This is a genomic window from Agarivorans sp. QJM3NY_30, from assembly GCF_050870855.2.
Classification (GTDB): domain Bacteria; phylum Pseudomonadota; class Gammaproteobacteria; order Enterobacterales; family Celerinatantimonadaceae; genus Agarivorans.
This window is the reverse complement of the sequence record NZ_CP194038.2, coordinates 5,015,683-5,028,435: the sequence shown is the minus strand read 5'-3', so window position 1 is coordinate 5,028,435 and position 12,753 is coordinate 5,015,683. Positions and strand designations below refer to the sequence as shown.

At 43.4% G+C, this 12,753-nt stretch carries 10 protein-coding genes; 8 read left to right on the top strand and 2 right to left on the bottom strand.

Going from position 1 to position 12,753, the window contains the following annotated elements:
* The first annotated feature begins 13 nt into the window (after positions 1 to 13).
* The 4 genes from atpD to trpB all read left to right on the top strand — a co-directional run bounded on the left by atpD (position 14) and on the right by trpB (position 4,744).
* A complete protein-coding gene (gene atpD, locus ACRRSX_RS22890) occupies positions 14 to 1,390 on the top strand; it encodes a F0F1 ATP synthase subunit beta (protein WP_432455285.1) in 1,377 nt (458 codons plus the stop codon).
* Between the two features lie 31 nt (positions 1,391 to 1,421).
* On the top strand, positions 1,422 to 1,847 hold the full coding sequence (locus ACRRSX_RS22885; protein WP_432455286.1) for a F0F1 ATP synthase subunit epsilon: 426 nt from the start codon (positions 1,422 to 1,424) through the stop codon (positions 1,845 to 1,847).
* 157 nt (positions 1,848 to 2,004) lie between these two features.
* Positions 2,005 to 3,366, top strand: a complete 1,362-nt coding sequence (gene glmU / locus ACRRSX_RS22880) for a bifunctional UDP-N-acetylglucosamine diphosphorylase/glucosamine-1-phosphate N-acetyltransferase GlmU (RefSeq protein WP_432456119.1) — start codon at positions 2,005 to 2,007, stop codon at positions 3,364 to 3,366.
* A 154-nt stretch (positions 3,367 to 3,520) separates the two neighbouring features.
* Entirely contained in the window at positions 3,521 to 4,744 is a 1,224-nt protein-coding gene (gene trpB / locus ACRRSX_RS22875) for a tryptophan synthase subunit beta (protein ID WP_432455287.1), read from the top strand.
* A gap of 51 nt (positions 4,745 to 4,795) precedes the next feature.
* Here the strand turns inward: trpB and ACRRSX_RS22870 are convergent, their stop codons facing one another.
* On the bottom strand, positions 4,796 to 5,623 hold the full coding sequence (locus ACRRSX_RS22870) for a hypothetical protein (protein ID WP_432455288.1): 828 nt from the start codon (positions 5,621 to 5,623) through the stop codon (positions 4,796 to 4,798).
* Between the two features lie 181 nt (positions 5,624 to 5,804).
* Here ACRRSX_RS22870 and ACRRSX_RS22865 point away from each other — a divergent pair, with 181 nt between their 5' ends.
* Both ACRRSX_RS22865 and ACRRSX_RS22860 read left to right on the top strand, forming a co-directional pair.
* Positions 5,805 to 7,502 carry a mechanosensitive ion channel domain-containing protein gene (locus ACRRSX_RS22865; protein ID WP_432455289.1) on the top strand — a complete coding sequence of 566 codons (1,698 nt, stop codon included), beginning with the start codon at positions 5,805 to 5,807 and terminating at the stop codon, positions 7,500 to 7,502.
* A gap of 216 nt (positions 7,503 to 7,718) precedes the next feature.
* Positions 7,719 to 8,405: a DUF2786 domain-containing protein gene (locus ACRRSX_RS22860; protein WP_432455290.1), complete on the top strand. Its 687-nt coding sequence runs from the start codon at positions 7,719 to 7,721 to the stop codon at positions 8,403 to 8,405.
* Between the two features lie 161 nt (positions 8,406 to 8,566).
* On the opposite strand, the gene pyk is transcribed toward ACRRSX_RS22860, so the two are convergent.
* Positions 8,567 to 10,003 (bottom strand): pyruvate kinase, encoded by a 1,437-nt coding sequence (gene pyk / locus ACRRSX_RS22855; protein ID WP_432455291.1) that lies wholly within the window; start codon positions 10,001 to 10,003, stop codon positions 8,567 to 8,569.
* 623 nt (positions 10,004 to 10,626) lie between these two features.
* Here pyk and nadE point away from each other — a divergent pair.
* On the top strand, positions 10,627 to 11,457 hold the full coding sequence (gene nadE, locus ACRRSX_RS22850; protein WP_432455292.1) for an ammonia-dependent NAD(+) synthetase: 831 nt from the start codon (positions 10,627 to 10,629) through the stop codon (positions 11,455 to 11,457).
* A 104-nt stretch (positions 11,458 to 11,561) separates the two neighbouring features.
* The gene (locus ACRRSX_RS22845; protein ID WP_432455293.1) at positions 11,562 to 12,182 is read left to right on the top strand and encodes a trimeric intracellular cation channel family protein; all 621 of its coding nucleotides are present in this window, start codon (positions 11,562 to 11,564) and stop codon (positions 12,180 to 12,182) included.
* Positions 12,183 to 12,753: the final 571 nt, after the last annotated feature.

Below are 12,753 nucleotides of genomic sequence, written 5' to 3'. Positions count from 1 at the left end.
TAGAGGAATCAACATGAGTAACGGTAACATCGTCCAAGTAATTGGCGCTGTTGTGGACGTTGAATTTCCACATGACAGTGTACCGAAGGTATACAATGCTCTAGAAGTTCAAGGTGAAGACTTAGTCCTTGAAGTTCAACAGCAAATTGGTGGTGGCGTAGTACGTTGTATCTGTATGGGTGCATCGGAAGGTATTCGCCGCGGCCTAGAAGTGGTTGATACTGGTGACGCGATTAAAGTACCTGTAGGTGAAGCCACCTTAGGTCGTATTATGAACGTTCTTGGTCATACCATCGACGGTAAAGGTGAAGTTGCGACAGAAGAGCGCTACAGAATTCACCGAGCTGCTCCTAGTTACGAAGAGCAGTCAAGTTCTAATGAATTATTAGAAACCGGCGTAAAAGTTATCGACTTAATTTGTCCATTCGCTAAGGGTGGTAAAATTGGTCTGTTTGGCGGTGCCGGTGTCGGTAAAACCGTAAACATGATGGAGTTAATCAACAACATTGCTAAAGCACACTCAGGTTTATCTGTGTTTGCTGGTGTTGGTGAGCGGACTCGTGAAGGTAATGACTTCTACTACGAGATGGAAGAAGCCGGGGTACTTGATAAAGTAGCCATGGTTTATGGTCAGATGAACGAGCCACCAGGAAACCGCCTACGGGTTGCGTTAACTGGTCTAACGATGGCTGAGAAGTTCCGTGACGAAGGGAAAGACGTACTGTTGTTTATTGACAACATTTACCGTTATACCCTAGCCGGTACCGAAGTATCTGCATTGCTGGGTCGTATGCCTTCTGCGGTAGGTTATCAGCCTACTTTGGCGGAAGAAATGGGTGTTCTTCAAGAGCGTATTACATCAACCAAGACTGGTTCGATTACTTCGATCCAAGCGGTTTATGTACCTGCGGATGACTTGACCGATCCATCGCCTGCTACCACCTTTGCTCACTTGGATGCAACGGTGACACTCAACCGTAGCATTGCGGCCATGGGTCTGTACCCTGCGATTGACCCATTGGATTCAAACTCTCGTCAGTTAGATCCTTTAGTGGTTGGTCAAGAGCACTATGAAGTTGCTCGTGGCGTGCAAGGTGTACTGCAACGCTATAAAGAATTAAAAGATATTATTGCAATTCTAGGTATGGACGAATTGTCTGAAGAAGACAAACAGACCGTAGCTCGAGCGCGTAAAATTGAAAAATTCTTAACGCAAGATTATCACGTAGCCGAAGTATTTACCGGTAACCCGGGTAAGCTTATTCCGCTTAAAGATACGATTCGTAGCTTTAAAGGCCTATTGGCTGGCGATTACGATGATATCCCAGAGCAAGCGTTCTTGTATGCTGGCGATATTGATGACGTGCTTGAGCGCGCCAAAAATATGTAAGCATCGCCAATTGGCGTAACAGGAGGCTAAAATGGCAGCGATGACAGTTCACTTGGATGTGGTAAGCGCGGAAAAGAAAATTTTTTCTGGTCGCGTCGAACACTTACGAGTAACCGGTGAAGAGGGTGAGTTAGGGGTGATGTTTGGTCACGCCCCATTACTGACTCCAATTAAGCCTGGTATGGTTCGCATGGTAAAACAGCACGGACACGAAGAGGTCATTTATATCTCGGGTGGTTTTTTGGAAGTACAACCAGGAAACGTGATCGTCTTAGCTGATACCGCGATTCGAGGCAGCGAACTCGATAAAGCCAAGGCCCAACAAGCTAAACACGCGGCAGAGGAAAGCATTAGCAATCCTAGCAGCGATATCGATTTTGCCAAAGCGCAGGTTGAATTAGCCAAAGCAATGGCGCAATTACGGGTTATCGAAATTCTCGGTAAAAACGTTAGATAGTTTAGTTTAAGTATAAAAAGGCGCTCATTGAGCGCCTTTTTTGTATTTTAAAGATGCAATATCAAGGGTGAATTCCAAAGTAAAGTGGTTTGGCTTACACTACTTTTGAAAAGACTCGTTTAAATTGAGCAAAGCTTACCGTTATGAAGGATAGATGATGAATTTTAGTGTAGTGATATTAGCCGCAGGAAAAGGCACACGGATGCGCTCAAGCTTGCCTAAGGTTTTGCATAAACTTGCTGATAAACCAATGGTACAACATGTTATTGATACCGCTAAACAACTAGAGCCGCAAACGATTCATTTAATCTATGGTCATGGTGGTGAGTTGATTCAACAGCAGATCCAAGATCCTCAGCTAAATTGGGTGGAGCAGGCAGAACAGTTAGGAACTGGTCATGCGATGCAGCAGGCAGCGCCGCATTTTGCCGCCAACCAGGCGGTGGTGATGTTATATGGTGATACTCCGCTGATTAGCCAACAAACCATCCAACGTTTAATTGAAGCTCTGCCAAAAGGCGGAATTGGCTTATTAACGGTGGATCTTGCCGACCCCACTGGCTATGGTCGAATTGTTCGGCAAAATGGAAGTGTTACCGCGATTGTTGAACATAAAGATGCCAGCCCAGAGCAGCTGGAGATTACTGAGGTGAACACTGGTGTGTTAGTTGCTAATAGCGATGACTTTAATCGTTGGTTAGCGCAATTGAGTAATGATAATGCGCAAGGTGAGTACTATGTGACTGATATTATCGAAATGGCGACTCAAGAAGGACATTTGGTACAAGCGGTACAACCAGACTCTGAAGTTGAAGTTCAAGGGGTAAATGATCGGGTACAGCTGAATCGTTTAGAGCGGGCTTATCAGTTTGCTCAAGCGGAGCGTTTATTAGCTGAAGGTCTTAGTTTGGCCGATGCCAATCGATTTGATTTGCGGGGTGAATTGAGCATGGGTCATGATTGCTTCATCGATATTAATGTGATTATCAAGGGTAAAGTGAGCCTGGGGAACAATGTCACCATTGAGTCAAATTGTATTTTAATTGATTGTGAAATCGGTGATAACGTCACCATTAAAGCCAACAGTATTATTGAGCAAGCGAGCCTTGCCGAAGATGCTTCGGCGGGACCATTTGCGCGGCTACGTCCTGGTGCAAAATTAAAACAAGATGCGCATGTTGGTAATTTTGTTGAAATGAAAAAATCAACCTTAGGTCAAGGTTCCAAGGCTGGGCATTTAACTTATCTTGGGGATACCATTGTTGGCGCTGGTGTGAATATTGGTGCAGGGACAATTACCTGTAATTATGATGGCGTGAATAAGTTTCAAACAATTATTGAAGATGGTGCCTTCATTGGCAGTGATACCCAGTTAGTTGCACCGGTTACGGTGGGTAAAAATGCCACCATTGGTGCAGGTTCAACCATTACCTGTAATGTAGATGCTGAAATGCTGGCTCTTTCTCGAACCAAACAACGAACTATTTCTGGTTGGCAGCGGCCAGTGAAAAAAGCCTGACTTTACTGATGTTATTATAAAAAGCGACCTTAGGTCGCTTTTTATGTTTTAGTCTCTATTTATTCAAGAAAGCTATCGATCGAAGCTCTAACTAGCGCACATATTTCCTTGATAAGATTCGGTATAACTAAGCTTTTTCTAATCGGAATTTATAATGCAAAATCAATTTGAGCATGCTTTGCCAAACCCACAAGGCTATTTTGGAGAATACGGCGGGAGCTTTATTCCTCCGGAGCTACAACGGGTCATGGACGACATTACCAAGTCTTATCATGCGATCCGCCAAGATCCGAGTTTTATTGCGGAACTAACCCGTCTTTACCAACACTATGTGGGTCGACCTAGTCCCATTTTTCATGCGGAAAATTTGTCTAAGGCTTATGGTTGTGAGATTTATCTCAAACGCGAAGATCTAAATCACACCGGTGCTCACAAGATTAACCATTGCTTGGGTGAGGTGCTGCTGGCGAAAAAAATGGGCAAGAGTAAAGTGATCGCCGAAACTGGTGCTGGCCAACATGGGGTTGCACTGGCCACAGCTGCCGCGTTGCTTGGTCTTGAATGTGATATTCATATGGGGGAAGTGGATATTGCCAAAGAGCATCCTAACGTGGTGAGAATGCGAATTCTCGGCGCCAATGTGATTCCCGCCACTCATGGTCGTAAAACCCTTAAGGAGGCTGTAGACAGCGCATTTGAGGCTTATATGGCCGATCCTCATAGTCAATTGTATGCCATCGGCTCGGTGGTTGGGCCGCATCCTTTTCCAATGATGGTGAGAGACTTTCAATCGATTATTGGTATTGAGGCGCGTCAGCAGTTTCAAGAGATGACAGGTGAATTGCCCGATCACTTAGTCGCTTGTATTGGCGGTGGTTCTAATGCAATGGGTTTATTTAGTGCCTTTTTGGAGGATCAAGCGGTGGCGATGCATGGTTGTGAGCCTGCAGGACGAAGTTTGGAACAAGTGGGTGAACACGCTGCCACTTTAACCAAAGGGGAGCCGGGGACCATGCATGGATTCCATTCCTATATGCTGAAGGATGAGCAAGGGGAACCGCAACAGGTGTATTCGGTCGCCAGTGGTTTAGATTATCCTTCGGTGGGACCTCAGCATGCCTATTTAAAAGATTTAGGCCGAGTTCAGTATGGGGTTGTGAGCGATCAAGAAGCGATTGATGCGTTTTTTGAACTATCGCGATTAGAAGGCATTATTCCAGCGATAGAATCGGCGCATGCGGTTGCACATGCGATTAAGCTCGCTAAACAGGGGCTTAATGGTCGTATCTTAATTAACCTATCGGGTCGTGGTGATAAAGACATCGACTTTGTCATTGAACAATATGGTAAACAATATGGGATTGCTGAACTGATTTGAAGCAAGTGAACTTATAGGCTACCAGCCCGTTGGTAGCCTATAAGTGATGGGCTAGAATCGATAAGCGAAGTTTACCATCGGCCCTTGAAAATTATATTTAAGTTGGATTTCATCCCACTCTGCTTCAACAATGTAGTAGTTATAGCCTAACTCTATATCCCAATTGGGATTGATCTGGTAACTAATGGAGGCATTCAGATCGGCTAGATAACCCTTCACTTGGTCAATTTTTAGATAAAAAAATTGACTATGAGCATTCAGTGTCCAATCGTCGGTTAATTGATAATGGGTCCATAAGCCGATATCAGGTAGCGGTGCGGTGGCCGATTCATCAACCACTTCACCTTTGGTCGCGGTTGAATTACAAATAATATTCCCTGCATTATTGACACAAGCTGAGATATCGCCGCTAAAGCCCATTTCAATAAACATCACATGCAAACCAAGTGAGCCACCAATTTCAGTTTTAGCATTTTGATAAAATGAATAGCCATAACCAGCACTCAGAATATCAATATCCATCCGGGTATTTAGATTTGCGCCAGCGATTACGCCAGAATCGGGATGATTCGGTAAGGTAAACCCAAAATTGGTTTTGCTCGATGCGCTTCGATGTAAACGACGCCAATCGGCGTAGACGTGGTGGCGTTGATTAAATTTGTAACCCAGCTCGAAAAAGGGTAACAACAGATGTTTTTCTAGCTGTAAACTATCTTCAAAATCTAAGGTAATATCTTGGTTATCGAAGCTTTTAGTTGTGACTGATGAGTCTGTTTGTGACCAAAACGCTCCAGTTTTGAAGGTCCATTCTCCAGCACTGAGCGGAAAACTGACTAAACTCACTAACCAAAGTTTACTTAGCCAACGCGCTATATTCATATACTGTCCTTAGTTGAGTGCTCTGTGATATCCGTAATCATGATTGTAAACCGAGCCATGTCCTATTCATTGTTGCTTATGATTTAGGATTAAGCGGCCCCTTTAGATCATAAAACATAATTTAATTATGAGTTGTTGGCTTATTTTTTATAGTTGTTTGTAGTTTATTTAGGAGGCAGAGATGAAAACGGAATTTGTTCGGTGGTATCAGAGTTTGATGAAGTGGGCTTTACTATTTTTTTCGAGCGCTGTTTTTTGCTTGCATGCGGCTGATTCCGGCAGCGACCAAGCGCAGCTATTGTTGGAAAAATATCAGCGTCAACAGCAGCGGATTGAAAAGATACAAGCCAATAGAAATACGGTCTCTGCTATCGAGCAAGCGGCCATCGATTATCGTTTAGTTGAGCGTCATTTAAGTTCCTTTGAAACGATTAATCAGCTCACCCAATACTTAATTAAACAACAAGCTCTGGGTTTGACGGAACCTGCTATAAACCATCAAGTTAAGCAAATTATCGTCGATAATTATCAAAGTTTAATTCAGAGGATCGAGCAACAGCAGCAGTTGTTCAATAAAGCCTACGCACAACAACCTTCGGATAATATTAAGTCTTTTCAGTTATATATTGATTACTTGAATCGATCTGATGTGATTTTTTCGGCCTTGGTACAGCAAATTAATAATCTCCAAGCCCTTGGTTTTGAGGTAACGGATCAAAATCATCATCTGATCGATTTGCTTTATCTACGGGCTGAATCATTTTCTGGGATGGTTGGCTTACTCGAAAATAAAACCAGGGAGCTTAGTCAATTTATTAAATTGACTCCCAATGATCAAGCACTAAAAGACCAATTAGCCGTGGTCAAAGAGCAATTATCGGTCGCAGGGTTAAGCTTCAAATTAACCGTTGAATTACTCACTCAGCTTGGTTTTAATACCGGATTTTATCAACAGACATTGCTTAAATTAGGTGGGCAAATCACCACCGATGTGTTGGATATCAACGTATTGAACGGTATTGCTAAACGTTGGGTCGTTCGACTTAGTGAGTATTTTGTTGAGCACGGCGGAGAGTGGATCTTCAAAATATTTTTGTTGTTACTCATTTATTTTGTATTTCGTGCTCTTGCTCGTTTAACCCGTAAGTTACTGATTAAAAGTTTAGATTCTTCCAAGCTACGGTTATCTTCGTTGATGAAAGAGATGATAGTGTCCTCGGTGACTCGGGTCGTGGTTATTGTTGGAATTTTATTTGCTTTGGCCCAAGTTGGTATATCACTGGCACCGGTTTTAGCGGGGTTAGGCGTCGCTGGTTTCATTATTGGGTTTGCCTTGCAAGATACCTTGAGTAATTTTGCCGCTGGGATGATGATTCTTATTTATCGTCCCTATGATGTGGGCGATATGGTGGAAGTGGGCGGTGGCGTCTTTGGCAAAGTGAAAAGTATGAATTTAGTTTCGACCACTATTTTAACCATCGATAACCAAACCTTAGTGATCCCAAATGGTAAAATTTGGGGGGATGTGATTAAAAATGTAACTGCACAAAAACTGCGTCGCGTTGATTTAGTTTTTGGGATTGGCTATAGCGATGATATCGATAAAACGGAAGCCGTGTTGAATGAATTATTAGCCAAGCACCCATTGGTGTTAGCCGAACCTGCTCCTATGGTTAAACTACATATTTTAAATGAATCTTCGGTAGATTTTATCGTGCGTCCTTGGGTAAAAACCGATGATTATTGGAACGTTTATTGGGATATTACTCGACAAGTGAAAATGCGCTTCGATCAAGATGGTATCTCGATCCCTTTCCCACAGCGCGATGTTCATGTTTATTCTACAGGCAATGGTGGTGAGGGACATTCGAATGGATAAGTGCCTCGTTTGCTTCTAAAGCGAGCTGTATTCGACGCTGGCACGACTGGAAAGTGACCCATTGCATTGCCAGAGGGTTTTCTTTTCGGTGTTTCAAGTGGAAAATTGAGTCTAAATTCTAAACGAAGCGCTGGCTCTGGGCTCGGTATTACTGGAAAATTTGGCTAAAACCAGTAAAATGACGCTTCATTTTTGAACAGAGGTTGTAGCAATTTCGTGAGTCGTCAACGAGCCCTAGAAAAAATTGCAAAGTGCTTAGAGTTGGGTAACTCCTCTAATGTTCATGAGGCTGCTCAAGCGATCCGTATGGCGCATCGCTTAATGCTTAAACACGGCTTAGAGCAAGCCGATATTGATTTAATTCAAATGGGGAAAACCTCTACTCAAACCTTGTTACCCGCCAATGTAAACGAAAATATCTTACGCATTATTCGTGGTATTAACTCACGTTTTGGTGTGGAAGCGGTACTGGTTAATCATAAAGGTTTAAAAAGAGCTGAATTTGTTGGCATGGCCGAGCGTGCCGTATTTGCCGCCTTTGCATTTGATATTGTTTATCGAGAAATGAACCAACAGGTGGGTTCATTTCGAAATAGCTTTGCCGGTTCCGGTACCGATAATGTCACTGTGGCACGACGGGTTACTTCTTTTACTGCCGGTTGGTTGGAGGGGGCTTTAGAAAAACTCCCCGATCTAACAAGCGATGGACGCAATGAACATATGGATGACTACTTGGATGAGATGTTTGAGAAGTTAGACCGTGAAACCTTTAAGGCGAAAATTAAGGCCTCAATGGGTCAGCTTACCCCAGATTTTCAAACCGGGATCACCAAGGGACGCAAACTATCGGTGAATCGTCCTGTGGAAGGTACTCGAGCAAGTCCGCAGTTAAACCACAATTAATATTCATTGATACGCACACATTGGGTATTTTTGCTGTTTCGGATGTGATCCTGTATTGCTTTAGTGATTTAAATTGATCTTCGTTTGAATGCTCTGGTCATTATTTTTCGATAGTTAGCTCGGTGTATACACCGAGCTAACTAAGCGCTCATGTTTAGCGCTTAACCGACTTTTAATATCTTACTGGTATTGGTATGCCCGGTTTGGTCGAATACATCACCATGGGTCAAAATCACTAAATCACCTTTATTCAAATAGCCTTGTTGTTTCAACAAATTAATCGCGCTATGTGATACTTGGATGATATCGTGGTTGGTTTCGTCGAAGTAAATCGGGTATACGCCTCGGTATAAGGCGCAACGACTCAAGGTTGCTTGGTGGCGAGATAAAGAAAAAATGGGTAAGCCACTACTGAGGCGAGACATTAATAAAGGCGTGCTGCCTGATTCGGTGAGTGCAATAATGGCGGTCATACCTTGCATGTGATTGGCCGCAAACATGGTACTCATCGCCACTGTTTCCGAAATACTCTCAAAGGTTTCATTGATTCGATATTTGGATACGTTAATGCTGCGTTGTTTTTCAGCACCTAGGCAAACCGAAGCCATGGCCTGGACGGTTTCTACAGGGTACTGGCCAGCGGCTGTTTCGCCGGATAACATCACCGCATCGGTACCGTCCAATACTGCGTTGGCTACATCCATGACCTCAGCGCGAGTTGGCATCGGCGCACTAATCATTGATTCCATCATCTGAGTTGCGGTAATCACCGCGCGATTGTATTTTCGAGTCAGACGAATAAGAGTCTTTTGCACTCCCACTAATTCGGCATCGCCAATTTCAACACCGAGATCGCCACGAGCTACCATCACTGCGTCGGAAGCGGTAATGATATCGATCATCGCTTCTTCGGTGGCAACTGTTTCTGCTCGTTCAACTTTTGCCACTAGTTTTGTTGCGAGTCCGGCTTGTTGAGTCAGACGTCTGGCATAGTGCATATCTTCACCGCTATTTGGGAAGGATACAGCTAAATAGTCGACATTGATTTTGGCTGCGGTGAGGATATCGGCTTTGTCTTTATCGGTTAAGGCTGCGGCAGATAAACCACCACCGAGTTTATTAATCCCTTTGTTGTTGGATAAAAATCCGCCAATGGTCACTTCGGTGGTGACTTTATTGCCTTCTACGGCGGTGACTCTCAATTGAATTCTACCGTCATCAAGTAACAGGGTATCGCCAGGGGCCACGTCTTTAGGCAAGTATTTATAATCGAGGCCAACTTGTTGTTGATCTCCCAAGCCTTTTGCTAAATCACTATCGAGTAAAAAGCTATTCCCAACTTGCAATTTAACCTTACCTTCTTTAAAGGTGGATACGCGTATTTTGGGACCTTGTAGGTCACCCAAAATAGCCACGTGTAGTTTATGTTTGGCTGCAAGTTCTCTGACCTTATTGGCGCGAGCGATATGGTCGTCGGCGCTGCCGTGAGAAAAGTTGAGTCGCACCATATTTGCGCCGCTGAGCAGCAGTTGTTCTAAAATGTCGTCTTTATCGGTGGCTGGGCCTAAAGTTGTCACAATTTTGGTGCGTCGTAGCATAGTTTTATCCTTAAAATGAAATATTCAATCAGAAGCTGTCGCTCCTTGGCGCCAATTGATTTATATCCAACAGCTAGGGAAAATAAATTCTAGAGACTCTAGATGAATATTTGACAACTTATCTGAAAAAATAATGCGCATCTTTAGCGCTAAAATTCCCATTTTGGGTTGCTCACTCAAATAGAAAAACTAAAGTTATTCTCTTTCCTTGCCAAATGGCTCTGTTGTTTGACCAATAGCATACCTTAGATGGCTAGAGGCGGTTCTTTTGTGAGCTACTTTTTCGAGAAAAAAGCATTTTTATCGTGGCGAGAGGTGTCTCGCTTAGAGTGCTAAGCAGATACCTCTAATCAACGGTAAAACGCTTCTAGTCAAATTGTTTAAGCAGTATTTGTGGTGCATTACTGCAGTGTATTGTTATGAGCTATACCGCTAGCGATATTTCACATGACTTGCCTAAATGAGTCACAAACAGCTGTAAAAGTCATCACCAAAGATTAACAGCCCCTAATTATATTAATCTGTTTAGTGATTAATTGTATGTAAATCAGCTTGTCTCTTGGTTTTTTTTTATCTCTCAAGTACATTGCCTGATAAGGATTACATTTGTTGTGGGGGATGAGATGAAACAAGCAATATTAGCGGAGATGAAGGTTCTACCTGAAATTGACCCGGGGTTTGAAGTAAAACGTCGCATAGACTTTATCAAACAGTGTTTACAACAGGCGAACTTAAAAACCTTAATCTTAGGTATTAGTGGTGGTGTTGATTCTACGACCACCGGACGGCTCGCTCAGTTGGCTGTAGAACAGCTTAATCAAGAGCACTCGACTCAAGACTATCGTTTCATTGCGATGCGCCTCCCTTATGGAGAGCAGAAAGATGAAGCAGATGCGCAATTAGCTTTAGATTTTATTAAACCCTCCTATATCGTGACCACAAATATTAAAGATGGCACCGAAGGGGCACACTCAAGCGCACTGTTAGGTTTGCAGAACGCGGGTTTAGCCTTACCGCAACAAGCTGGGATCGATTTTGCTAAGGGCAACGTAAAGGCGCGGATGCGAATGATTGCTCAGTATGAAATTGCGGGACTAACCGGTGCATTGGTGATTGGTACCGATCACTCGGCTGAGAATATTACCGGTTTTTACACTAAGCATGGGGATGGTGCCTGCGATTTAACGCCTATCTTTGGTTTAAATAAGCGTCAGGTTCGCCAAGTGGCGAGTTACTTGGGTGCGCCAGAGAAGTTGATTGGTAAAGCGCCAACAGCTGATTTAGAGGAAGATCGCCCGCAGCTGCCAGATGAAGTGGCGCTTGGTTTAACTTACGATCAAATTGATGACTTTTTAGAAGGTAAATTGGTTGATGCTGGGGTAGAAGAAAAATTAATCGGTATTTATTTACGGACCCAACATAAACGGCAAGCCATTCCGACTATTTATGATTGATTTATTTACCGGACCCACCCGGGTTCGGTGTTGTTTGATCGGTTTCTTATATTGTTCACCAAACATGTTGCCTCATTGCAGCCTATTTTTTTGAGGAGCCGACTTTGGGCAACACCATTATTTTTAGTCTCGATCTTTTTGGTACGGCGGTATTCGCCATTTCTGGGGTATTAATCGCTAGTCGGCGACGTATGGATCTATTTGGAGCCCTAGTACTTGCCTGCGTGACCGCGATTGGTGGAGGCACCATTCGTGATATGGCATTAGGGGCTAGCCCAGTTTTTTGGGTGGAAAATGGTTTATATTTGTGGGTGATCTTAGCGGCTAGTCTGGGGGCAATTGTTTTGCTCAATAATTTTCCTAGTCCTCCTCGTTGGTTATTACCAGTCGCCGATGCTATTGGTATGGCTGTGTTTATGGCTATTGGTGCGAATAAGGCCTTACAAATGGGCGCTCCGATGATTGTTTCGGTCACTATGGGGGTGATTACGGCCTGTGGTGGGGGGATGATCCGTGATGTGCTGGCCAACCAGGTTCCTTTAGTACTGCAGCGCGAGATCTATGCAACGGCTTGTATTGTTGGGGGTTGTGTGTGGGCGATTACAGAGAACTTAGGTTTTTCCACGACCATTACAACTAGCAGTTGTATTATTAGTGCTTTAGTTATCCGTTTAGTTGCAATTCGTTATCATCTATCTTTACCTAAGCTTTCAAAAAATCGTTAGGTCTAGTCTAAAGACTGCACTCCTTGTGAGAGATCTCTTACAAGGTTGTAAGTTAAAGGCAGTAAATCTTGCAGATAGACAATAACAATATCCATATATATCAATTGCTTATTTATTTTTGATGCTGTTTATGTAAAAAAAGATGAGTTTTTTTTGTTCTGGAGCTTTTTCTCAAGTATTAATGCCGTATAGTTAGTTCTGCACGGAGGCACTGACGTTTATCAGGATGAGAAACGTAGCAGGAGCTGAAAGGACAACTACAGGATGTAGTAAGGGACACCTCCTAGGAAGGAGACGTGCAACTGGTATGGACAACCGGTTATGCCAATGAAGGCTAAAGGACAGCTCAAAGGATTTGAGAAAAGGACAACTACAGGATGTAGTAAAACAGTCAAAAAGGATTGCAGGGAGCAATTACCCGTTCACGGATTTGAGCGATATGACTACTAGGGGCGACACGTAAGTGTCGCCCCGACTTTTTAGGCCAGCTTAATGCTGGTTTTTTTGTGACTACAATTTATGCTATGCCAATCTGATTCATTATATGACCAACTTATTGTGTCGTATAAAT

Bases quoted from the DNA above. Each gene is read 5' to 3' on its own strand.
- trpB (WP_432455287.1), top strand. From the start codon at position 3,521: ATGCAAAATCAATTTGAGCATGCTTTGCCAAACCCACAAGGCTATTTT.
- pyk (WP_432455291.1), bottom strand. From the start codon at position 10,003: ATGCTACGACGCACCAAAATTGTGACAACTTTAGGCCCAGCCACCGAT.
- ACRRSX_RS22865 (WP_432455289.1), top strand. From the start codon at position 5,805: ATGAAAACGGAATTTGTTCGGTGGTATCAGAGTTTGATGAAGTGGGCT.
- glmU (WP_432456119.1), top strand. From the start codon at position 2,005: ATGAATTTTAGTGTAGTGATATTAGCCGCAGGAAAAGGCACACGGATG.
- ACRRSX_RS22870 (WP_432455288.1), bottom strand. From the start codon at position 5,623: ATGAATATAGCGCGTTGGCTAAGTAAACTTTGGTTAGTGAGTTTAGTC.
- ACRRSX_RS22885 (WP_432455286.1), top strand. From the start codon at position 1,422: ATGGCAGCGATGACAGTTCACTTGGATGTGGTAAGCGCGGAAAAGAAA.
- atpD (WP_432455285.1), top strand. From the start codon at position 14: ATGAGTAACGGTAACATCGTCCAAGTAATTGGCGCTGTTGTGGACGTT.
- nadE (WP_432455292.1), top strand. From the start codon at position 10,627: ATGAAACAAGCAATATTAGCGGAGATGAAGGTTCTACCTGAAATTGAC.